This is a genomic window from Micromonospora sp. NPDC023956, assembly GCF_040639195.1.
In the GTDB taxonomy this organism is placed as follows: Bacteria; Actinomycetota; Actinomycetes; order Mycobacteriales; family Micromonosporaceae; genus Micromonospora.
In genome coordinates, this window is the sequence record NZ_JBEZZN010000010.1 from 248043 (window position 1) to 269536 (window position 21494).

Consider the following 21494-nt stretch of genomic DNA (forward strand, 5'->3'; position numbering starts at 1 on the left):
AGAGCGCGGCGACGTGACGATCCACCGGGATCGAAACGGCGCCGCGCGCTCGTGTCCGGGGACGCCTCTCCCGCTCCTCGTCGACCGTCCCGCAATACCACACCGGACGGCTCCGCCCACACCACGAGACCGCCGACCCCCGGTCGGCCGTTGGGCCGAACGTCGGATACCCGGCTGTTCAGCCTCGGCGCGGGCTTCCCGGTCCGGCACCGGTAGACCCCACAATGGAGGGCCGGTCACCGGTGCGGCAGCGGGAGGGACGAGCTTGAGTCAGGAGACTGAGCCGAGTACGACGACCACCGCCCCGTCGAGCACCCCACGGTCGCGGCAGCTCCGGCTCGTCGCGTTGACGGTGGTGCTGACCGTACTGGCGGTGGCCCTGGTTCCCATCGTGCTCGACGTCGGACCACCGACCCGGGACGAGCTGATGGAACGGGCCGGCATGAAGGGTAAGCGGGAGCTGCTCATCGGGGTCAAGGACGACCAGCCCGGCATCGCGTCGCAGCTGCCCGGGGGCGGCTGGCGGGGCTTCGACATCGACATCGCCTACATGATCGCCAGCTACCTGGACTTCGACCGCAGCAAGGTCGTGCTGCTGCCGATCGAGAGCGAGGACCGGGCGCGTCGGCAGGCCCCCTACAACGACCGGTTCGTCACCGTCGACATGGTGATCGCCTCGTACAGCGTCACCGACGAACGCGCCCGGGAGGGAGCCACCTTCTCCGCGCCGTACCTGCACACCGAGCAGTCGGTGATCACCCGGGCGGACGAGCCCGGCCCGGTGAGCAGCCTGGAGGACCTTCGCGGACGGCGGGTCTGCACGCTGACCACCTCGACCTCCCAGGCCCGGCTGCGCGACGTGGGCGCCGAGGCGTACGGGCGGAACAAGATCAGCCAGTGCGTCCAGGAGCTGCACGACGGACGGACCGACGCGGTCACCACCGACGCCGCGATCCTGGCCGGCTTCGTGACCGCCAGTCAGGACCCGGACGCCTTCCCCACCGGCCTGAAGAACACCAAGCCCCTGCGGCACTGGGACATCGGCTCCTCCCCGCAGGAACGCTGGGGCGTCAACACCGGCCCCAACACCGCCCTGCGGGACCTGGTCGACCTCGCGCTGCACGCCTCCGCCAAGGATGACGAGAACAAGGTCTGGGAGGAGGCGTACGACGACAACCTCCGCTGGCAGCAGCCGTTCAACCGGCCGCAGTCGGTGGCGGAGGAGCAGCAGCCCGATCCGAGGAAGGTGGAGGTACGGCAGTGGCCGTGGGAGAGGTTCGCGCTACCGCTGCCGGGTCACCCCGCACCGCCGGTGACGCCGGTGCGCTCGGCGGCCCGCGCCGGACGGCCGGGGCGCGGCAGGCGCAGCAGTGGCTGCTGACGCTCCTCCCGGCATTCCCTGTCCTGCTGCTGGTGCTGCGGCTGTGGCAGCTCAGCCGCCAGGACAGTTCGACCATGCTGCTGCTGATGCAGTACGTCAGTCCACTGGGGCTGCTCAGCGCCCTGCTCATCGCCCTGGTGTGGGCGGTGCCGCTGGCCGTCCTGGTGGTCGGGGTGCTCGGTCGGTCGCTGCGGGTGAGCGCGCCGGAGCGCTTCGATCCGGAGCGGTCGCTGCTCGCCTCCGGCACGGCCCGTACCCCGGGCTGGGTGCTCACCGCCGCGGTGGCGCTGGCCGCGCTCACCTGGCAGCTGCGGTTCCTCCCGGCCCTGCTGATGCTCGCCCTCTGGCTGCTCGCCCTGCGCACCCGGTACCTGCACCCCGACCGGCCGCTGCGGATCATGCTGGTCGGGCTGGCGCTGCCGGTGGCGGCGGCCGTGGTGGCGTACGCCGTGCTGGGGCCCGCCGTCTGGGCGGCGGTCCGGGCGGACGAGTGGGGCACCGCCGCGCTGCTGGCCGTGCCACCGGCCGCCGCCACCGTGCTCACCGGTCCGCTCCCCCGGCGGTCCGCCCCGGCCCTGACCCACGGGCTCGCGTACGCCGTCGCCGCGACGCTTCCGCTGGTGATGGGGGCGGTGTTCCTGCGGGTGCCCGTCCTGCCCACCGCCGCGGTCGAGGTCGCGTCGACGGAGACCGGCCGGGCGACGGGCGTCGTGCTCGGACACCTGATCACGGTGACCGACACGTCGACGGTCGTGCTCGACCGGGGCGGGGTCGTCCGGTTCCTGCCCAACGGTCGGGTCCGGACGCAGACCCTCTGCTCCGAGGCCACCCGGGTCCCGTTCAGCGTGGTCACCGTGCACGGCTGGCCGGTCGAGGAGACCGCCCTGGACTGGATGATGCCCCGCCGGCCGGTGGCCCCGCCGGACCAGCGCTGCTCCGGGCGGCTGGGCGCCGGGTCCTGACCGGTCGTCGTCGCCGGGCGGCACCGGTGGCTGTCCGTCCCGTCGGTGCCGGTGCGACCGCTTCGACGCGTCACCTTGTCCACTCCGTGATAGCCCTGCGTCCCACCCCGGCCTAGGGTGACGGTGTGCGGAAATCCCATGGTCACCCGCCATGGACGAGCCGGAACCGGCATGTCGACGGCCGAACTCCGGGCAGCGGGACCCCGCCCGGGGACCGGCACGTCCTCACCGGTGCGCACCCCGTCGGTCCGCTGCGCCGCGTCCTCGACGGCCGGTCCGCCGCGGAGTCCGACGGAGGGTCCGCCTGATGCGCTGCACCCGTACCCCGGACTGCACCGGCACGGTCGACGAGACCGGCTTCTGCGACCGGTGCGGGCTGGCCCCCCGCCGTACCGCCCCACCGGCGCACCCCGGGCCGACCCCGCCGCCGACCGGTCCGACCTGGATGGTCGCCGACCTGGTCGCCCTTCCCGTGCTGGAGTTCCCGACCGACCAGCGGGTCCTGCGTGATCCGACGGTCCCCGAGCACCAGCGGTTCTGTACCCGGTGCGGCGGCCCGGTCGGGCGGGGCGGGCGGGACCGCCTGGACCACGGCTACTGCCCTCGGTGCCAGACCCCCTTCGCCTTCGTCCCCGACCTCGGTCACGGCGACCGGGTCGCCGACCAGTACGAGGTCGTCGGCTACCTGGCCCGGGGCGGTCTCGGTCAGGTGTACCTCGCCAGGGACACCCACCTGGACGACAACCCGGTGGCCCTGAAACGGCTGATCAACAAGACCGACCGGCACGCGCTGGCGATGGAGGTCTCCGAGCGGCGCTACCTGACCACGCTGGACCACCCGACCATCGTCCGGATCTTCAACTTCGTCACCGCCCCGGACCGGCTGTTCGGGGGGCAGACCAGCTACATCGTCATGGAGTACCTGAACGGGATGTCCCTGGCGGAACTCTGCCTGGCGGCGCGCGACCCGGCCCGACCGGACGTCTCGCTGCCGCTGGAGCACCTCCTCGCGTACGCCCACGAGATCCTGACCGCGCTGGACTACCTGCACCGCCGGGGACTGCTCTACACCGACCTGCACCCGGGGAACGTGATCCGCACCGCCGACCGGATCAAGCTGATCGACCTCGGCGGGGTACGCCGGGCCGACGACCGGTCCAGCCCGCTGGTGGGCACCCCGAGGTACCGGGTGAGCGACCGGGAACTGGAGAGACACGGCACCACGGTCCGCTCCGACCTGTACGCGGTCGGGGTGCTGCTGGCGGAGCTGAGTCGTGGGCTCGTCCCCGGCCCGGAGGTCCCGCCCGGCGACGTCGACGTCGGGGTGGAGTCGTTCCTCCGGCTGGTCCGACGGGCCCGGCACGACCGGCCGGAGCACCGCTTCGCCTCCGCCACCGAGATGTCCGAGCAGCTCAAGGGGGTGCTGCACGAGCTGCTGCCGGCCCGGTCGGTGCACGAGCAGCCCGCCTCGTCGACGGTCTTCGCGCCGACCCCCGCACTGCTCGACGCGGGGCTCGGCACGGTGCCGCCGCTGGAGCACTGGACCACACCGGCGGGCAGTGCGGTACGCGCGCACGGTCGGCCCGCCCCGGCCGCCGTGGCCACCGGTCTGCCGGTGCCCCGTCCGGTGCCCGGCGACCCCGCCGCCGAGTTCCTCACCACCGTCGGGGCGCTCGACCCGGAGCGCCTGCTGGACGGCCTCGCCGCCTTCGACGCCCCCTCCGTCGAGATCGAACTCGCCCGGTGCCGGGCCCGGCTGGAGCTGGGCGACGCGCCCCGCGCCTGGGACGCGCTCAGCGCCGCCGAGCGGCTGCTCGGTGACCACGTGGCCGCCGACTGGCGGGTGACCTGGCACCACGCGCTGCTCGCGCTCACCCAGGGCGACGTGTCCCGGGCCGGTGACCTCTTCGACGCGGTGTACGGGGAACTCCCCGGCGAGGTCGCGCCGAAACTGGCCCTCGCCTACTGTGCCGAGCACACCGGCGACGAGGTCCGGGCGGCCCGCTACTACGAGGCGGTGTGGCGGCGCGACCGGCTGACCGCGAGCGCCGCGTTCGGCCTGGCCCGGCTCCGGCTGGTCGGGCGGAACCGGGCCGGGGCGGTGGCCGCCCTGGACGGCGTGCCCCGGTTCTCCCGGCACCACGACACCGCCCGGATCGCCGCCGTCCGGGCGCTCACCAGCCGGCTCGGCGACGGTCCGCCCGACGCGGTGGCGCTGAACGAGGCGGTCCGACGCCTCCCCGAGCTGCGGCTCGACGGCGGCAACCCGCACGGCGAGGCCCGCGACCGGCTGACCACGACCGTCCTCGAGGCGGCACTGGAACGGGTCCTGACCACCGGGCCGGACGGGCTGGACGAGGCCGGGACGTTCGGTGACCCGCCCTCGGAGAACGCTCTGCGACGCCGACTCGCCCGCTCCTTCCGCGGCCTCGCCCGACAGCAGGCCCGCAACCGCAACGACCATGGCGTGCTCCTCGACCGGGCGAACACGGTCCGTCCCCTGACCCTGCTGTGACGTGTGAGGAGTGATCCGGTGTCGACCACCCCCCTCGGCTTCGACCTGCACCTCGACCACGACCACCACCTCTCCCCGGCCGATCGCGAGCTGCACGCGATCCTCACCGTCACGGCGTCCGCCGGGCAGGGACAGCCGGTGGCCGGGGTACGGATCCGGATCCGTACCGTCGCCCCCAACCGGGTGCTGTTCTGCCGGCAGGTCCATCCGGCGGTGCGGGACCTGGTCGGCGTACCGGTGGACGACCAGACGGTGGACCACCCGACCGGCCCGTGGGGCGAGGAGCGCCGGGAGTACCACCTCTGCCTGGAGGTGGACGGCACGGACCGGCCCCGGGGCGAGGACCTGCTGGCCGCCCGGATCGACCTGGTGGCGGACGGAGCCACCCGGCCACCACCGGTGGCCGCCCTGGTGCACTGGACCGACGACCCGGTCCTCTCCGGCCGGATCGATCCCCGGGTCGCGCACTTCTCCGGTCAGGAGGAACTGAGCCGGCTGATCGCCGACGGCTGCGAGCGCTACGACAGCGGCGACCCCTCGGCCGCCGCCGGCCTCCTGGGGCGGGCGGTCCGGCTGGCCGCCGTGGCCGGTGACACCCGACGGCTCGAGGAGCTGGGGCTGCTGGTCGACATCGCCGACCCGGCGACGGGGGAGGTGCGGATCCGGGACGACCTGGACCGGGTGGACCTGGCCAACGTGGCGGTCCGCTCGTCGTACACCCGGCACGACACGGTGGTGACCGACGGCGGCGTCCGGACCTGCCGCTGCGGCCGGGAGTCGTCGCCGGACGCCCGGTACTGCGAACGGTGCGGGGCGGAACTCGCGGTCCCGGGGCCGGTGCCGACGTGAGCGGCGCGCTGACCAGCACCACGCGGCTGACCCTGCGACGGCACCGGCGGACCCTGCTCGTCGCGACGGCGGTCGCGCTGGCCGGCTGCCTCTCGGTCTTCCTCGGCGTGCACCGGGCCGCCGACGCGGTCGCCGCGCAGTCCGTACCGTCGGTCCTGGCCGTCTACGACACCCAGGTCGCCCTCCGGGCGGCGCACGGCGCGGCCCTGACCGGTTTCTCCGACGGCACCCGCCTCCTCGGTGGTCCCGGCGAGGAGTACCAGAACCGGATCGCCGCCGCCGGGCAGCACCTGGCCGAGGTCGCCGAGCGGAACGCGGCCGGTGAGACGGGCAGTGGGGACATCCAGGTGGTCGAGGCGCTGCTGGTCACCTACACCGGTCTGATCGCCCGAGCCGACGTGCACTTCCGCCAGGGCCGGGACAGCGCTCTCGGCACCGCCGCGCTCTGGGATGCCGCCAGCCTCCTGGAGGAACTCCTGCTCCGGCTCGACCGGCTGCGCCAGGCGCAGGTGGCGGCGTTGGACGAGCAGGTCGGCCGGCTGTGGGCCACCCCGGCCGCGGCGGCGCTCTGGCTGGTGCCGGTGCTCGTCCTCGTCGGGCTGCTGGTGCGGGCACAGCGCTTCCTGCACCGACGGTTCCGCCGCCGGGTGAACGCCCCGCTGCTGCTGGCCACCTTCTTCGTCCTGCTGATGGGCGCCGCCACCTCGTCCAGCCTCTGGTCCGCCGGGCAGCTCACCGCGACCCGGGAATCGGTCAGCGCGGTCGAGCGGGACCGGAGGGAGCAGTTGACGCTCCTGGCGGCCGAGGACAGCAGCCGCCTCACCGACCGGCTCGAGGCGGCCTGCGGGGGGCGGGGCGGGTGCCCGCGCACCCTCGACCTGGTGGACGCCGAGGGGAGCGCACCCCCGGACGGAGCCGTGCCCCCACCCGCGGCGACCACCGCCGATCGGGCGGGCGACGCGCGGACGAACGGCGACGTCGCCACCGACCGGGCCACCCGGGCGGCCACCAGTTACGGCGGCGAGTTCGTCCTGCCCCTCGCGGCGCTCTGTGCCGCGGTGGCCGTACTGCTCGGCTTCCAGCCGCGCCTGGACGAATACCGGTACCACGAACGATGAGACGCCGAATCGGACTGCTGCTGCTCCTCCCGGCCCTGCTCGCCGCCGGTGGCATCGCCGCCTGCGCGGACCCCACCCCGACCGGGCGGGTCACCGTCATCGCCTCCTGGTCCGAGGCGCCGGGGGGCGACGGGACGACGCCCCCGGACACCGAGGCTGCCGCCTTCGTCGCGGTGCTCGACGAGTTCGAGCGACGCACCGGCATCACCGTGGACTACCGGGGCACCCGCGACGTCAGCCAGGTGCTCCGCTCCGGGGTCGACCGTGGCTCCCCGCCCGACGTGGCGGTGCTGCCCCGGCTCAACGACCTCCAGACGTACGTGCACAGCCGCAAGCTGCACCCGCTGGACGACGTGCTCGGCGCGGACCGGCGGGCGGACCTGGAGCCGCAGCTGGTCACCCTCGGCGGTCGGGTCTACGGGCTCTCGGTGAACGTGGTCCCCAAGAGCCTCGTCTGGTACGCGACCGACCGGCAACCCGCCCTGGCCGGGCGTCCCCCGGCGACCTGGGAGGAGCTGGTGGAGTTCGGTGCCGGCCGGCGGACGCCCTGGTGCCTGGGCATGGGCGCGCCGCCGCTGTCCGGCTGGCCGGGCACCGACTGGATCGAGGACCTCTTCCTGCACCGGTGGGGGGCCCAGACGTACCAGGCGTGGACGGCCGGCGACCTGCGGTGGGACTCACCGCAGATGCGCGAGGTCTGGCAGGCCTGGGGCGAGGTGACCCGGGCCGGCCGGAGCACCCCGAACGCCCTGCTGACCGGCTTCAACGTCGCCGGGCTCGGGATGTTCGCCGAGCGGCCGGAGTGCCAGCTGGACCACCACGGGTCCTACATCGTCCGCGACTACCGGCGGGAGGCCCCGGGGCGGTTCGACTTCTTCCCGTTCCCGCCCTTCGCGGCGCGCGGGGGCACCGCCACGACCACCGAGATCGCGGAGGACGTGGTGGGGATGTTCGAGGACACCCCGGAGGCCCGCGAGTTGATCCGTTTCCTGGCCGGGGAACGGGCCCGGCAGGTCTGGCGGGAGGCCAGCGGCGGGCTGTCCTTCACCCTGAACCGGGGTACCGATCCGGCGGGCTACCCGGACCCGGTGTCGCGCCGGATCGCCGAGACCCTGACCCGGGGCACCCTCTGCCGGGACGCGTCGGACCTGATGCCGGCGGCGATGACCGCGGCGTTCCACCGGGCCGTCCTGCACCACCTCGACGATCCCCGGGACCTGGCGGCCCTGCTCCGCGAACTCGACACCGTGCGGGACCGGATCCCGGCCGAGGAATGGCTGGACCTGCCCTGCCTCGGCCGGTAGGCGGGATCGGCACCGGAGCACCGTCCGAAGGGGACGGACGACCACGCGGGCGGTCCGAGCGCCGGGTCAGCCGAACGGCGCTGTGACACATGGTCATCTCTCGATACATTGGAGTATGGCGTCCGCCCACCCGGGACGGACGGCGGAGCCGGTGTACCGCCCGGTCCTCACCGCCGGGCGGAGCGAACTGGAGGCGCTGGGCCATCTCGACAGCGACGCCGCCCTGCTCGTCGTCCCGATCCTCACCCTCGCCGCCGGTGATCCCGTCGACCTGCTCGGTCGGCTGCCGGCGGGACTGGCCGCCGCCGTCGACCTGGCCGGGTTCCCCGACCCCGGGCCGCTGCTCGGGCTGCTGCGCCGGGGCGTACCGCTGGTCCCGGTGATCCGGTTCGGGGAGGACGCCGACCGGCTGGTCGTCCTCGGCGCGATGGCCCGCGCCCACCTCGGCTGGGCGGTGCTCCGCCTGCGCCTGCGCACCGATCCGTGCGGCCCGGACGCGGCCACCGGCGCGGCGGAACGGATCTGGCGGCGTACCGGGCTGATGCCGGAACAGTGTGACCTGCTGCTCGACGTCGGGGAGGTCTGCTGTGCGGCGGACCTGCGCGCCGCCGAGCCCCGGGTGCGCCGGTTGCTCGACTGGGCACGCCGGCACGCCTGGCGGACGGTGACGGTGGCGGCCGGGGCGATGCCGCCCGCGCTGCCCGACCTGCCGGACGGCGAGCCGGCCCGGCTGGTGCGCTGGGACTGGCTGCTCTGGCAGAAGCTGACCGGCCTCGACCTGGGCTACGGCGACTACGCGATCCGGACCGCCACCCCGACCCCACCCGAACGGCTGCCCGCGATGCGGTACACCGCCGACGGAACCTGGTGGGTCTACCGCTGGTCCCGGCGGGGCGGGCGCGGGGACGACCGGGTCGCCGAGCTGTGCCGGGCGGTGGTCTCCGCCCCGCACTGGCCGACGGTCGGGGCCGGGTTCTCCTGGGGCGACCACGAGATCCTGCGCCGGGCGCGGGGTGCCGCCGGAGCCGGTTCGGCGACCAGTTGGGCGGCCTGGGGCACCTCGCACCACCTGGCCCACGTGCTTGCCGCGCTCCGGCAGCCGGCGGGCGCGCCCCCGCCCCGGCCGGCCCCGCACCGGGGCCGCGAACGCCCCGAGGGCCCCCGACCCCGTGGGTCCCGCCACGGCGGACGACCGGCCCGGCCGCCCCGGGGCGACGAGTCGGGGTGGGGCAGGTGACGACGACCGGCCGCTGCGGGGCGGGTTCGTCCCGGGGGGGCGGGTCGCTCAGCGGGCCGGCTGCTCGGTGAAGCCGAACTGCACCACACCCTCCTCGTCGACGGTCGCGTCGACCGAGGTGTCGGTGAGCAGTTCGGCGGCGTCGGAGTCGAGGAAGATCCGGGCTCCCTCGGTGTCCACCACCTGATCGTCCCGGTCCGGCTGTCCGACCAGTTCGACGGCGAGCGCGCCCGCGTCCAGATCGGCGGTGATGCGCAGCCCGCCGGCCTCGGAGACGTCCTGCTGCGCGGCGAGGTCACGGATCACGAGTACGGCGTTGTCGGTCATGGTGAGCATCGCGGAACTCCTCACTGGTGATCGGGTCGCCGCCGGTGGCCGGCGGCCGGTCCCGTGGACCACCGCCGGTCGCGGGGCCCCGGGCACATCACCCGGTGGGACGTCCGGACAGGGCCGCCACGAACAGGCCCTCCGGTACGCCGGCGGCCCTGGAGAGCGGGCCCGCCACCTGCTGCGGAACGGGGCGACTCGTACCGCCCCTCTCCGGCCAACGGTGCCCGCTGCGGCGGGATCCGTCAAGCGGAAGCCGGCCATCCGGGCAGTCCGGACAACCACCTCCCCGCCGTACCCGTCCGGGCCGGATCGCGAGGTGCGTCCCGGGGAGTCCGACGCCCGTCGGTGGCACGAATCTTCGATCTCGATGCTGCGCTGAAAAGAACCTTCATGACAACATCGGCGGATGCAACATCGTCGCTATCCCCGGGCGCTCGCCCTCGTCGCCCTCGCCACCGCGGTGGCCACCGCGACCACCAGCGCCGCACCCACCGCCACCGCCGAATCCCCCGCCCCCGCCGACACCCGGCTCAGCGCCACCCTCGACGCGATCCTCGCCGACGCCCGCCTCGACGGCGCGCAGGCGGGCGTGGTGGTCGCCGACGCCACCACGGGCGACACCATCTACCAGCGCAACGGTGACCGCCGGCTGATCCCCGCCTCCAACACCAAGCTGCTCACCTCGGCCGCCGCCATGGAGCTGCTCGGGCCGGGACACCGGTTCACCACCGACGTCCTGCGCACCGGCGCCGCCCGCGGCGGCGTCCTCACCGGCGACCTCCACCTGCGTGGCGGGGGCGACCCCACCATGCTCGCCGCCGACTACGACGCGCTCGCCGCCCGGGTCGCGGCGTCCGGCATCCGGGTGGTCACCGGCGGCCTGGTCGCCGACGACACCCGCTACGACGCCACCCGGCTCGGCCCGGACTGGACCTGGGACGACGAGCCCTACTACTACGCGGCCCAGGTCTCCGCGCTGACCGTCGCCCCGGACACCGACTACGACGCCGGCACGGTGATCGTCGCGGCGGCGCCCGGGAAGGCCGCCGGACAGCGTCCGACGATCAGCCTCACCCCGTCGACCGGGTACCTGCGGATCGACAACCGGGCCACCACCGTGGCCACCGGGACGACCAGCGTCTCCATCGAACGCGAGCACGGCACCAACACCGTCGTGGTGACCGGGCAGATCGCCCTCGGCGCCACCCCGAGCAGCGACTGGGTGACGGTCTGGGAACCCACCGGGTACGCCGCCGACGTGTTCCGCACGGCGCTGCGCCGGCACGGCGTACGGGTGCTCGGGAAGACCGTGCTCGGGCGGGCGACCCCGGCCGGTGCGACCGCCGTGGCCCGGCACGACTCGATGCCGCTGGCCGAGCTGATGGTGCCGTTCATGAAGCTCTCCAACAACGGTCACGCCGAGGTGCTGACCAAGGAGATCGGGCGGGTGCTCAGCGGCTCCGGCACCTGGTCGGCCGGAATCTCCGCGATCAGCGGGTACGTGGCCGACGCCGGCATGGACACCGGCACGCTGCGCCAGCGCGACGGCTCGGGGCTGTCCCGGCGGAACCTGGTCCCGCCCGCCGAGTTCGTCGACCTGCTGGTCGCCGTGCGCGCCGAACCCTGGTTCGACGCCTGGTACGCCGCCCTGCCGGTCGCCGGGAACGCGGAACGGTTCGTCGGCGGCACCCTGCGCAGCCGGATGGCGGGCACCCCGGCGGCGAACAACGTACGGGCCAAGACCGGCAGTCTGACCGGGGTTTCCGGGCTCTCCGGTTACGTCACCGACGCCGACGGGCGGCGCCTCGTCTTCTCCGTCGTGCTCAACAACTACCTGGCCTCCTCGGTCAAGAACCTGGAGGACCAGATCGCGATCACGCTCGCGTCGTACACCGCCACCGGCGGCGCGGCGGCGCGGACCGCACCCCCGGCGGCACCGGAGATCCCCCGGACCCCGGAGGGCATCGAGTGCTCCTGGCACAAGCCGATCACCTGCTGAGGTGCCTCCAGGGGCCCCTGTCCCGCACCGAGCGGTGACCGGGGCCCCTGCCACCACCCCGGCCCGCCCCGGCCGGGGTCAGGCGACCGGGGGCGGGACGGCGGCGGGATCGCCCCGCTCGATGAGGGCGTCGATGTCGGCCGGGCGGAGTCCGCGCAGGGCCAGCACCCGGCGACCCCAGCGGTGCAGGCGGCACGGGTGCGGGCTGGCGTCGTTGCGGCACACCGTCCCGCCGGACCACCGGCGCGGCGCGTGCACCACCACCGCCCGGACCGCGAACTGCGCGTCCTCCCCGGTGACGTACGGCGGTAGCGGTATCTCCCGGAGCACCTCCCCGGCCGACGCGCCACCGGCGCGCGTGGCGGCCGGTCGGACGGTACGGGTCCTCGTGCCCATCAGCGAAGCCTCCCGGGATCGTCGAATCTCCACAACGGAAAGTTACGACCCCATCGACGCAACGCGACGGACAAACTGTCCCGGCGCCACCGATCCGGCAGTTCGCCCGCCGGTCGGTGGCACCCGTGACGCGAGGCCCGCCGGGTTCGCGCGCTAGCGACGGGTACGGCGACGCAGGCCCCGGCCGGGATGCCAACTCTCGATCACCAGGTGGTCGGCCGGCTCGCCCACCCGGGTCAGGACCACCTCGGTCACCTCGATGCGGAACCGGTGCGAGCCGTCCTCCGGCCGGGGCAGTTCGTGCGCGATCCCGGCGATCTTCGCGTCACCGGCCCAGGAGCCGGGGTCGTCCTCGGGCGTGTCCTCGGTCGGGCAGTGCAGCGCGACCCGGGGATCGCGCCGCAGGTCGAGCGCCTTGAGCGCGTCGGGCATGCTGCCCACCCGCAGGTCCCCGCCGTCGAACTGGAACTCCGTACCGCTGATCCGGGGTGAGCCGTCCCGCCGCAGCGTCGCCATCGTCCCGTGCTTGCGGACCGCGAAGCGGGCGCGTACCCGCTCGGCGAAGTCCGGTTCCTCGTCGACCAGATCCGACCACCATGCCATGTACCGAGGGTGGCAGCCGCGCCTGACATCCGGTGACAGGTTTTCCACGCCGCCGTGCCGATCCTCGGCGTCAGCGGATCTCGAAGCCCAGCGTCCGGGCCAGTACCAGCGCCTGGTCCGGGTCGATGATCGCGCCGGTCCGCTGGACCGCCGTCGGGTCGACCGCGCTCAGGTCGCTGCCCCGCAGGTCACACCGGGTGAGGCGGGCCCCGGTGACGTGCGCGCCGGAGAGGTCCGCGTCGGTCAGGACCCCGCCGGTCAGGTCGGCCCCGGTCAGGTCCACCTCCCGCATCCGTACGCCGGTGATGCGCGCCCCCCGCAGGTCGGCCCGGGGCAGGGCGACGAAGGACCAGTCCCCGCCCTCGACCCGAAGCGGACGCAGCTCACAGTCGGCGAACGTGCTGCCGACCAGTTTGCAGCCGGTGAACTCGGCCTCGAACAGCACGCACCGGGTGAAGACGCACCGGGTGAACGCCGTGTCGACGTGCCGGGAGGCGTTGAGGCGTACGCCGCCGAAGGAGCACTCGGTGAAGACCGCGCCCCGGGTGGTCGCCTCGGTCAGGTCGACCCCCTGGAACGAACAGCGCAGGTAGTGCCGGTCGACGAGCTCCTCGCCGTACCAGTCCTCGTGGCGGTAGGTCGCGTCCTCGATCAGCTCCGGCACGGCTCCGAGAGTAGCCGCACCCCCTTCCGAACCGTCCGTACCAGCTAGTAGGTTCAGATCTCGTGGACGTGGCGCGCAACATCGACCCGGACGAGATCGGCTTCGACCCGGCCCGGCTGGCCCGGATCGACGAGCACTTCGGCCGGTACGTCGACGCGGGCCAGTTGGCCGGCTGGCAGATCGTGGTGACCCGGCGCGGGCACGTCGCGCACTCCTCGACGTACGGGTTGCGCGACGCGGAGGCCGGCGCTCCGGTCACCCCGGACACGCTCTGGCGGATCTACTCGATGACCAAGCCGGTCACCTCGGTCGCCGCGATGATCCTCTGGGAGGAGGGTCGGTTCGAGCTGACCGACGAGATCAGCCGGTGGCTGCCCGAGTTCGCCGACGTCCGGGTCTACGCCAAGGGCTCCGCGCTCAAGCCGTACACGGTGCCGGCGGTGGAGCCGATCCGGATCTGGCACCTGCTCACCCACACCGCCGGTCTGACGTACGGCTTCATGCAGACCTCGGTGGTCGACTACCTGTACCGGACGGCCGGCTACGACCTGCACTGGCCGGCGGGGGTGGACCTGGCCGGCGCCTCGGTGGCCCTGGCCGGGCTGCCGCTGCTCTTCCAGCCGGGCAGCGCGTGGGGGTACTCGGTCGCCACCGACGTGCTCGGCCGGCTGGTCGAGGTGGTCTCCGGGCAGCGCCTGGACGACTTCGTCGCCGACCGGATCCTGCGCCCGCTGGGCATGACCGACACGCACTGGTGGGTCGACGGGGACGACGCCGATCGGCTCGGCGCGCTCTACGTGCCCGACCCGCGGACCGGGCGGATCCTGCGGCACGACCAGTTCGGGGCGGTCGCCCGGCACAAGCCCACCCTGCTCGCCGGGGGCAGCGGCCTGATCTCCAGCGCGTACGACTACCACCGCTTCACCCAGATGCTGCTGCGCGGGGGCGCCCTGGACGGGGCGCGGGTGCTGGGTCCCCGCACGGTGCGCTTCATGACCCGGAACCACCTGCCCGACGGACGTGACCTGGCAGCCCTCTCCACCGGCGGCTTCGCCGAGTCGATCTTCGACGGGGTGGGCTTCGGCCTCGGCTTCGCGGTGGTGCAGGACCCGGTTCCGGGGCGGGTGCCGAGCAGCGTCGGCGAGTACTACTGGGGCGGGGTGGCCAGCACCGCGTTCTGGGTGGACCCGGCCGAGGAGATCACCGCCCTGTTGTTCACCCAGCTCATGCCGTCGAGCACCTACCCGCTGCGGCCCCAGTTGCGCCAGCTCGTCTACTCCGCCCTGGTCGACTGAGCCGCCCCGCCGGGCACGGGTCGGGTCGGCCGGTGCACCGGGATCGCCGTTCCGCCGCCCGGTCGACGGAACGCTCCTAGCCTGGAGGCGGACCAGTCCGTCGGGCCGGGAGGCGGTCATGAGCAGCATCGTCGTGTTCGGCGCCGGGGGAACCGCGGGTTCCCGGGTCACCGCCGAGGCGTTCCGCCGGGGACACCGGGTGGTCGCCGCCGTGCGGCGGCCGGAGGCCACCTCGTACCTGCCGGCGGGCGTCCGGGTGGTGACCGGCGACGTCACCTCCGCGCGCAGCGTACGGGAACTCGCGCCGGAGGCGGACGCGCTGGTGGTCGCGGTCGGCGGCGGCGAACGGGCGCTCTGGGCGGACGCCGCCCGGACGCTGGTGACGGCGCTGCGCGAGCTGCCCGACCCGCCCCGGATCATCCACCTGGGCGGCGGGGCGACCCTGCTCGCCCCGGACGGCACCCGGTTCCTCGACGCGCCGGACTTCCCCGAGCAGTACCGCGACTCGGCGCTGGGGCAGGCCGACGCGTTGGACTGTTACCGCTCCTCGGCCGACGGCGTGCCCTGGACCTACGTCTCGCCCCCGCCGCTGGAGTTCCACCCCGGCGAGCGCACCGGGCGGTACCGCACCGGCGGGGACCACCCGGTCACCGACGCCGAGGGCCGGTCGGCGCTGTCGTACGAGGACCTGGCGGTGGCCGTGGTCGACGAGATCGAGAACCCGCGCCACCTGAACGCCCGGTTCACCGTCGCCTACTGAACCGCGCCGGATGCCGTCGACCGCCGCGTTGCCAGCTGCGGGCAGCTCGACAGTCTTCGTACCCCTACCGTGCTCCGCACGGTGGGCGGCCCCGGCGGACCGACCGGACCGCCGCCCCCGGCACCGAGCCGCCTGGCGGGTCGGTCCGCCAGCCGAACGCATCAGTCCGCCAGCCGGGGGCGGGTCGGCCGCCAGCCGGGCGCATCAGTCCGGCAGCCGAGCGCATCAGTCCCCGAGCCGGGCCGGGAAGCCGCCGGTCGCCACCGGTCCCCAGCTCTCGATGGTGACCCGGATCAGCGACTTGCCCTGCCGGACCATCGCCTGCCGGTACTCGTCCCAGTCCGGGTGCTCCCCGGAGATGCACCGGAAGTACTCCACCAGCGGTTCCAGCGCCTCCGGCAGGTCGAGCACCTCGGCGGTGCCGTCGAGCTGCACCCACGGGCCGTTCCAGTCGTCGGAGAGCACGCAGGCGGAGACGCGCGGGTCACGGCGGATGTTGTGCACCTTGGCCCGGTCCGGGTACGTCGAGATCACCAGTCGTCCCGCGCCGTCGACGCCGCAGGCGACCGGGGAGGACTGCGGCCGACCGTCGGCCCGGGTGGTGATCAGCACCGCGCGGTGCCGTGGAGTGAGGAACTCGACCAGACCCGGCCGGTCGACCCGCGTGTTCGTCGCGATGCTGCGTGCCATCGCTCGTTTCTACCAGCGGTTCACGACGGGCGCGCGGTGGTCCGGTCACGGGCCGGCTGGACGGGCACCCGGGGCCGGGCCGCCGGTCGCCACTCCCGGCCGTTGGCGTAGATCACCCGGAAGCCCAGGTACGACGCGAGCGGCGCCCACTGCGCCGACCCCATCCGCAACTCGGCGGCGTTGTGCCGCTGGCCGTTGGCGAGCACGTCGAGCAGGACGGTCTCGAAGGCGGCCGACTCCACCCAGTCGACCTCCCGGGTGAACCCGCAGACCAGCGCCGCCCCGGTGACCTCCAGGAACTCCCGTATCGCCGAGTTGGAGGCGCGCAACACCGAGCAGCTGCCGAAATAGATCCGCTTCCCGCCGCACCGGCCGGCCATCCGCTCGGCGACGTCGCTGAGCTCCACCGAGTGCCAGTCGGTGAGGCAGAGCCGGCTCGGCTCGCCGTGCATGGCGAAGAAGCCGACCCGGTAGTCGGCGTACTGTTTGAGCAGCCAACGGTCCAGGAAGTAGTTCAGCTCGTCGGGGGTGGCGGCGTCCTTGTGGATGAACCGGATCCGCCCGAGCCGTTGCAGCAGCTCCAGCGTCGGCAGCACCGACCCGCGTTCGTGCAGGTCGCGGTGCCATTGCCCCTCCAGGCAGAAGATACCGCCGCGCGCCATGCCACCTCCTGCGTCATCCGGTCCGTGACGTTACCGCCGATCGGCTCCGACCACCCCACCCCGGTGCGGATCGTGACCGGGAAGACCACCGACGGACCCGACGGCACCGCCCGCCGGGGCGGGGCAACCGGTCAAGACCAGGCAGAGGGCCGGTTCAGACCAGTTCGGCGTCGTGGACGAGCAGCGCCACCTGGACCCGGTTGTTCAGCTCCAGCTTCGTCAACAGCCGCGAGACGTACGCCTTCACCGTCGCCACGCTCATGAACAGCTCGGCGGAGATCTCCGCGTTGGTGCGTCCCCGACCGAGCGCCAGGGCCACCTCGTGTTCCCGCTCACTGAGCCCGGCGAGCAGCCGCAGCGCCCGTTCCCGGCGCGGGTCCGGCCGGACCTCGGCCGGCACGGCGGCGGTGACGTGCGCGATCAGCCGGCGGGTGACGGTCGGCGAGAGGGTCGCCTCGCCCGCCGCGACCCGGCGCACCGCCTGCACGATCTCGGCGGGTGGGGTGTCCTTGAGCAGGAACCCGCCCGCCCCGGCCCGCAGCGCCCGCAGCACCTGGTCGTCGGCGTCGAAGGTGGTCAGCACGAGCACCTCCGGCGGATCGGGCCGGGCCCGCAGCGCCTCGGTGGCCGCCAGCCCGTCCACCCGGGGCATCCGGATGTCCATCAGCACGACGTCCGGCGCGTAGGCCTCGACGGCGGCGGGCACCTCGCCGCCGTCGCCGGCCTCGCCGACCACCCGCAGGTCCGGCGTCCCGCCGAGGATCATCGACAGCCCGGCCCGGACGAGCGGGTCGTCGTCGACGATGAGCACCCGCACCGGCCGGGGGTCGCCCGCGCCGGTCACGCCGGCCACGGCAGCCACGCGGCCAGCCGGAAGTCGCCGGACTCGTCCCGGCCGTGGGTTAGCCGGCCACCGGCGAGATGGACCCGCTCGGCGATGCCGACCAGGCCGGTGCCGGCGCCGGGGATCTCCGGGGTGCGCTCCCCCACCGGCCAGCGGTTGCGGATCTCGACGTTCAGCCCTTCCGCCGGGCCGCCGCCGAGGTCGACGCTGACCACGACTCCAGGAGCGTGCTTACGGGCGTTGGTCAACCCCTCCTGCACGATCCGGTACGCGCTGCGGCCCACCGCCGCCGGCACCTGCTCCGCCCGGTCGACCCGGTCCCGCAGGTCGACCCGGACCCCGGCGGTCCGGGACTCGTCGACCAGCGACGGCACGTCGCCGAGGGTGGGCTGCGGGCGTTCCGGCGCGGCCGGTTCCACGGCGGCGGGTTCGGCGCGCAGCACCCCGATCACCTCGCGGAGGTCCTGGAGCGCGGCGTGCGCGCTGCCGCGGATCACCCCGGCGGCGCGGGCGATCTCCTCCGGTGCCGCGTCCGGCCGGAACTCCAGCGCCCCGGCGTGCAGGCTGAGCAGGGAGATCCGGTGCGCGAGGACGTCGTGCATCTCCCGGGCGATGCGGGTGCGCTCCACCTGCCGGGCCTGCGTGACGCGGAGCTGCTGCTCGGCCTCGGCCCGCTCGGCCCGTTCGCGCAACGAGACCACCAGTTGCCGACGGGCCCGGACGAACATCCCCCAGGCCAGCACGAGGAGGGTGAGCACCAGTCCCCAGGCGGAGGTTTCCCAGTACGACAGGTGCGGGTCGGGGCGCAGGTAGCTGAAGACCGCGTTGGTCGCGAAACCGACCCCGGTCAGGGCCAGGGCGACGGCGGTGCGGCGGTGCACCACCACCGTGAAGTAGAGGATCGTCAGCGGCACACCGGCGGCCATCGAGAACAGGGTCAGCGGCAGGGTGGCCACCGCCAGGCCGACCGGCCAGCGGCGGCGCACCCAGAGCAGGGCGGTGACGACCAGACCGAGCACCGCGTCCGCCGCGACCATCCAGTCGTACGGCATCGCCGTCGAGAGCTGCGGACGTGCCGAGAACGCGTCCGCCGTCGCCCCCACCACCCAGCCCAGGGAGAGCAGGAAGCAGAGGACGTCCACCAGCCAGTCACGGGTCGTCCGGCGGTGCCGCCGCGCCGGGTCCCCCGGGGGCGTCAGCGCGCCGGGCAGCAACCACGGGTGTTCGGGGACGACGGCCGTGCGGGACATGAGCCCATGCTACGGAGCGTCACCGCTGCTGCGGCACCGACCAAAGTCCACCCTCTTCGTCGACCAAGGTAGCGGCGGTCGTACTCCCTCGGCCGCAGCGGCGGGCCGGGTGGCGCGGGCAGGCTCGTCACATGATCACGGTCGAGAACCTCACCAAACGGTACGGCCGGCACGCCGCCGTGGACGACGTGTCGTTCCGCTGCGAGCCCGGGACGGTCACCGGCTTCCTCGGCCCGAACGGCGCCGGCAAGTCCACCACCATGCGGATGATCTGCGGGCTCACCCCGCCGACGTCGGGCAGCGCGACGGTCGACGGGGTGCCGTACCGGCAGCTGCCGAACCCGGGCCGGCGGATCGGCGTCCTGCTCGACGCCTCGGCGCAGCATGCCGGGCGTACCGGGCGGGAGGTGCTGACCGTCGCGGCCCGCACCATGGGCGTCGACCCGCAGCGGGTTCCGGCGACGCTGGACCAGGTGGGCCTCGGTCCGGCTGCGGCGAAGCGCCGGGTCCGGGCGTATTCGCTGGGGATGCGGCAGCGGCTCGGCCTCGCGCACGCGCTGCTCGGCGACCCCCGGATCCTCATCCTCGACGAGCCGGCCAACGGCCTGGACCCGGAGGGGATCTTCTGGATGCGCGGCCTGCTGCGCGACTTCGCCGACCGGGGCGGCACGGTGCTCCTCTCCTCGCACCTGCTCCGGGAGGTGGAGGCGGTGGCCGACCGGCTGGTGGTGATCGGTGGTGGCCGGATCGTCGCCCAGGGCGGCAAGGACGAGCTGCTGGCCGGGGCCGGCACCCTGGTCCGGGCCCGGGATCCGCAGGCCCTGCGCGGCGCCCTGGCTGCCGCCGGCCTCTCCGTGACCGGCAGCGCCGACGGGGGGTTGCTGGTCCGGGGCGAGGCCGGGGCGGTCGGGCAGGCCGCCGCCGACGCCGGGGTCGCCCTCACCGAACTGCGTCCGGCCGGCAGCGGCGGCCTGGAACAGCTCTTCCTCACCCTGACCACCACCGAGTCGAAGCAGGAGGTCGCCCCGTGAGCGCCGGCACCCTCGCCAACCCGGCACCCGTACGGTCCACGGCGGCCGACCGCCGTCCCTCGCTGCTCCGGCTCACCGGGGTCGAGCTGCGCAAGCTCGCCGACACCCGGGCCGGGCTGTGGCTGCTGATCGTGATCGGCTTCTCCGCCGTCGCGATCGTCGCGGTGCAGCTGTTCGTGGCCCCCGCCGAGGAGCAGACGTTCCGTCCGTTCTTCGAGTCGACGCTGCTGCCGATCGGGATCCTGCTGCCCGTCCTCGGCATCCTGTCGGTGACCTCGGAGTGGTCGCAGCGGACCGCCCTCACCACGTTCGCCCTGGTCCCGGCGCGGCACCGGGTGGTGCTCGCGAAGCTGGCGGCGGCGGTGGTCGCCGCGCTGCTGTCGGTGGTGGCGAGCATCGTGGTCGCCGCCGCCGGCACCCTGATCGCCGACCTGACCGGGGGCGCCGGCACCTGGTCGGTGCCGGGTGCGCTGCTGTGGCACGCCGTCGTCTTCCAGGTGGCGAACGTGCTGATCGGGATCGCCTTCGGTCTGCTGCTGGGGAACACCCCGCTGGCGATCGTCCTGTACTTCGTCCTGCCGACCGTCTGGTCGGTGCTCGGCGAGATGGTCAAGGCCCTGCGGACGCCGGCGGAGTGGCTGGACACGGCGGTGACGATGACCCCGTTGATCTCCCCGGAGATGACCGGCGGGCAGTGGGCCCGGCTCGGCACGTCACTGCTGCTCTGGCTGGTCGCGCCGCTGGTCGTCGGGCTGGTCCGGACGATGCGCCGCGAGGTGTCCTGACCGTGCCGGCGGACGCCGTACCGGCGGGCCCGAACCCGGGTTCGCCGGTCGTGGTGAGCGGGGGCCCCGGCGAGCTGGTCCTCTTCTGGGGCGGCTTCCCGACGCTCGGTGCCGGGGCCGGCTGGCTGCTGGCGACCGTGGTGGACCGGCTCGCCGGGTGGTCCTGGGTGCCGGCACAGGACCTGCTCGAACTGGTCGCCTCGCTGCCCGAGCCGCAGGTCACCGTCGGGGCCCTGGCGGTGGGCGCCCTCGCCGGGCTGGTGCTCGCCGGGATCGCCACGTGGGAGCGGCTCGTCGTCACCGTCGCCCCCGACCGGGTGACCCTGCGCCACAGGGGCGAGGAGCAGGAGCTGAGCCGGGCGACGGTCCGGGCGGTGTTCCGGGACCGTCGGCAGCTCGTCCTGCTCGGCCCGGTCGACGAGGAACTCTTCCGGGAGTCGTGCGACCTGGGCGCCCGGCGGTTGCGCGAGGCGTTCCTCGCCCACGGCTACCCGTGGCTGGCCGAGGATCCGCACCGGGACCGGTACCGGCGCTGGGTCCCCGGCCTGCCCGACCTGCCCCCGGGCGCGGACGCGCTGCTGCGGGCCCGAGAGGACGCGCTCAAGCACGACCGGGGCGACGACGCCCGGGAGCTGCGCCGGGAACTGGCCGCCCTCGGGCTGGTCGTGCGGGAGGAGTCGACCCGCCAGTACTTCCGACGCACCCGGGCCGAGTGACAGCGCCCGGGTGACCGGCGGCGGGGCCGCCGTGCGGTTCGCGCTCAAGTGCGGGAACGGGAACGTCAGCGAGGCCGTGCTGGGTAGCGACGCCCGATCCGAA

21 protein-coding genes are annotated in these 21494 nt (G+C 74.3%); 13 read left to right on the top strand and 8 right to left on the bottom strand.

The window, feature by feature from the left end; all coding sequences use genetic code 11:
* The first annotated feature begins 265 nt into the window (after positions 1-265).
* From AB0F58_RS20780 to AB0F58_RS20810, 7 genes are all read left to right on the top strand, one after another.
* Entirely contained in the window at positions 266-1381 is a 1116-nt protein-coding gene (locus tag AB0F58_RS20780) for a transporter substrate-binding domain-containing protein (RefSeq protein WP_357145150.1), read from the top strand.
* A gap of 32 nt (positions 1382-1413) precedes the next feature.
* Positions 1414-2343: a hypothetical protein gene (locus AB0F58_RS20785; RefSeq protein WP_357145153.1), complete on the top strand. Its 930-nt coding sequence runs from the start codon at positions 1414-1416 to the stop codon at positions 2341-2343.
* Between the two features lie 307 nt (positions 2344-2650).
* Positions 2651-4858, top strand: coding sequence for a tetratricopeptide repeat protein (locus AB0F58_RS20790; RefSeq protein ID WP_357145156.1), 2208 nt, complete (start codon positions 2651-2653; stop codon positions 4856-4858).
* Positions 4859-4876: 18 nt separating this feature from the next.
* Positions 4877-5707, top strand: a complete 831-nt coding sequence (locus AB0F58_RS20795; protein WP_357145159.1) for a zinc ribbon domain-containing protein — start codon at positions 4877-4879, stop codon at positions 5705-5707.
* The gene (locus AB0F58_RS20800; protein ID WP_357145162.1) at positions 5704-6825 is read left to right on the top strand and encodes a hypothetical protein; all 1122 of its coding nucleotides are present in this window, start codon (positions 5704-5706) and stop codon (positions 6823-6825) included. The genes AB0F58_RS20795 and AB0F58_RS20800 overlap by 4 nt, the downstream gene beginning before the upstream one ends.
* Entirely contained in the window at positions 6822-8129 is a 1308-nt protein-coding gene (locus AB0F58_RS20805) for an ABC transporter substrate-binding protein (RefSeq protein WP_357145164.1), read from the top strand. Before AB0F58_RS20800 ends, AB0F58_RS20805 begins: the two co-directional genes overlap by 4 nt.
* 115 nt (positions 8130-8244) lie before the next feature.
* Positions 8245-9366, top strand: a complete 1122-nt coding sequence (locus tag AB0F58_RS20810) for a hypothetical protein (protein WP_357145166.1) — start codon at positions 8245-8247, stop codon at positions 9364-9366.
* A gap of 48 nt (positions 9367-9414) precedes the next feature.
* On the opposite strand, the gene AB0F58_RS20815 is transcribed toward AB0F58_RS20810, so the two are convergent.
* Positions 9415-9702, bottom strand: coding sequence for an adhesin (locus AB0F58_RS20815; protein WP_357145169.1), 288 nt, complete (start codon positions 9700-9702; stop codon positions 9415-9417).
* A 400-nt stretch (positions 9703-10102) separates the two neighbouring features.
* Here AB0F58_RS20815 and dacB point away from each other — a divergent pair, with 400 nt between their 5' ends.
* Positions 10103-11695: a D-alanyl-D-alanine carboxypeptidase/D-alanyl-D-alanine-endopeptidase gene (gene dacB / locus AB0F58_RS20820; protein ID WP_357145172.1), complete on the top strand. Its 1593-nt coding sequence runs from the start codon at positions 10103-10105 to the stop codon at positions 11693-11695.
* Between the two features lie 78 nt (positions 11696-11773).
* Here the strand turns inward: dacB and AB0F58_RS20825 are convergent, their stop codons facing one another.
* The 3 genes from AB0F58_RS20825 to AB0F58_RS20835 all read right to left on the bottom strand — a co-directional run bounded on the left by AB0F58_RS20825 (position 11774) and on the right by AB0F58_RS20835 (position 13358).
* Entirely contained in the window at positions 11774-12091 is a 318-nt protein-coding gene (locus tag AB0F58_RS20825) for a hypothetical protein (protein ID WP_357145175.1), read from the bottom strand.
* 153 nt (positions 12092-12244) lie between these two features.
* Positions 12245-12694 (bottom strand): pyridoxamine 5'-phosphate oxidase family protein, encoded by a 450-nt coding sequence (locus AB0F58_RS20830; protein ID WP_357145178.1) that lies wholly within the window; start codon positions 12692-12694, stop codon positions 12245-12247.
* A gap of 70 nt (positions 12695-12764) precedes the next feature.
* On the bottom strand, positions 12765-13358 hold the full coding sequence (locus AB0F58_RS20835; protein WP_357145181.1) for a pentapeptide repeat-containing protein: 594 nt from the start codon (positions 13356-13358) through the stop codon (positions 12765-12767).
* Positions 13359-13420: 62 nt separating this feature from the next.
* On the opposite strand from AB0F58_RS20835, the gene AB0F58_RS20840 reads away from it, so the two are divergent.
* Together AB0F58_RS20840 and AB0F58_RS20845 are read left to right on the top strand one after the other, a co-directional pair.
* Positions 13421-14653, top strand: a complete 1233-nt coding sequence (locus AB0F58_RS20840) for a serine hydrolase domain-containing protein (RefSeq protein ID WP_357145183.1) — start codon at positions 13421-13423, stop codon at positions 14651-14653.
* A gap of 118 nt (positions 14654-14771) precedes the next feature.
* On the top strand, positions 14772-15413 hold the full coding sequence (locus AB0F58_RS20845) for an NAD(P)H-binding protein (protein ID WP_357145186.1): 642 nt from the start codon (positions 14772-14774) through the stop codon (positions 15411-15413).
* A gap of 225 nt (positions 15414-15638) precedes the next feature.
* Here the strand turns inward: AB0F58_RS20845 and AB0F58_RS20850 are convergent, their stop codons facing one another.
* The 4 genes from AB0F58_RS20850 to AB0F58_RS20865 form a co-directional block, all read right to left on the bottom strand.
* Positions 15639-16103, bottom strand: a complete 465-nt coding sequence (locus AB0F58_RS20850; RefSeq protein WP_357145189.1) for a PPOX class F420-dependent oxidoreductase — start codon at positions 16101-16103, stop codon at positions 15639-15641.
* 20 nt (positions 16104-16123) lie between these two features.
* On the bottom strand, positions 16124-16765 hold the full coding sequence (locus tag AB0F58_RS20855) for a hypothetical protein (RefSeq protein ID WP_357145192.1): 642 nt from the start codon (positions 16763-16765) through the stop codon (positions 16124-16126).
* A gap of 154 nt (positions 16766-16919) precedes the next feature.
* Complete coding sequence (locus AB0F58_RS20860) at positions 16920-17627, bottom strand: response regulator transcription factor (RefSeq protein ID WP_357145195.1); 708 nt, start codon at positions 17625-17627, stop codon at positions 16920-16922.
* The gene (locus AB0F58_RS20865) at positions 17606-18859 is read right to left on the bottom strand and encodes a histidine kinase (protein WP_357145198.1); all 1254 of its coding nucleotides are present in this window, start codon (positions 18857-18859) and stop codon (positions 17606-17608) included. The genes AB0F58_RS20860 and AB0F58_RS20865 overlap by 22 nt, the downstream gene beginning before the upstream one ends.
* A 131-nt stretch (positions 18860-18990) precedes the next feature.
* Here AB0F58_RS20865 and AB0F58_RS20870 point away from each other — a divergent pair, with 131 nt between their 5' ends.
* The 3 genes from AB0F58_RS20870 to AB0F58_RS20880 are packed head-to-tail and all read left to right on the top strand — an operon-like array spanning position 18991 to position 21391.
* Positions 18991-19890, top strand: coding sequence for an ATP-binding cassette domain-containing protein (locus AB0F58_RS20870; RefSeq protein ID WP_357145201.1), 900 nt, complete (start codon positions 18991-18993; stop codon positions 19888-19890).
* Positions 19887-20675, top strand: coding sequence for an ABC transporter permease (locus AB0F58_RS20875; protein ID WP_357145203.1), 789 nt, complete (start codon positions 19887-19889; stop codon positions 20673-20675). Before AB0F58_RS20870 ends, AB0F58_RS20875 begins: the two co-directional genes overlap by 4 nt.
* A 2-nt stretch (positions 20676-20677) precedes the next feature.
* The gene (locus tag AB0F58_RS20880; RefSeq protein WP_357145205.1) at positions 20678-21391 is read left to right on the top strand and encodes a hypothetical protein; all 714 of its coding nucleotides are present in this window, start codon (positions 20678-20680) and stop codon (positions 21389-21391) included.
* The last annotated feature ends 103 nt before the right edge of the window (positions 21392-21494 follow it).

Coding starts and splice junctions, on each gene's coding strand:
- AB0F58_RS20865 (WP_357145198.1), bottom strand. CDS start 18,859: ATGTCCCGCACGGCCGTCGTCCCCGAACACCCGTGGTTGCTGCCCGGC.
- dacB (WP_357145172.1), top strand. CDS start 10,103: ATGCAACATCGTCGCTATCCCCGGGCGCTCGCCCTCGTCGCCCTCGCC.
- AB0F58_RS20815 (WP_357145169.1), bottom strand. CDS start 9,702: ATGCTCACCATGACCGACAACGCCGTACTCGTGATCCGTGACCTCGCC.
- AB0F58_RS20805 (WP_357145164.1), top strand. CDS start 6,822: ATGAGACGCCGAATCGGACTGCTGCTGCTCCTCCCGGCCCTGCTCGCC.
- AB0F58_RS20850 (WP_357145189.1), bottom strand. CDS start 16,103: ATGGCACGCAGCATCGCGACGAACACGCGGGTCGACCGGCCGGGTCTG.
- AB0F58_RS20845 (WP_357145186.1), top strand. CDS start 14,772: ATGAGCAGCATCGTCGTGTTCGGCGCCGGGGGAACCGCGGGTTCCCGG.
- AB0F58_RS20810 (WP_357145166.1), top strand. CDS start 8,245: ATGGCGTCCGCCCACCCGGGACGGACGGCGGAGCCGGTGTACCGCCCG.
- AB0F58_RS20825 (WP_357145175.1), bottom strand. CDS start 12,091: ATGGGCACGAGGACCCGTACCGTCCGACCGGCCGCCACGCGCGCCGGT.
- AB0F58_RS20870 (WP_357145201.1), top strand. CDS start 18,991: ATGATCACGGTCGAGAACCTCACCAAACGGTACGGCCGGCACGCCGCC.
- AB0F58_RS20855 (WP_357145192.1), bottom strand. CDS start 16,765: ATGGCGCGCGGCGGTATCTTCTGCCTGGAGGGGCAATGGCACCGCGAC.
- AB0F58_RS20830 (WP_357145178.1), bottom strand. CDS start 12,694: ATGGCATGGTGGTCGGATCTGGTCGACGAGGAACCGGACTTCGCCGAG.
- AB0F58_RS20790 (WP_357145156.1), top strand. CDS start 2,651: ATGCGCTGCACCCGTACCCCGGACTGCACCGGCACGGTCGACGAGACC.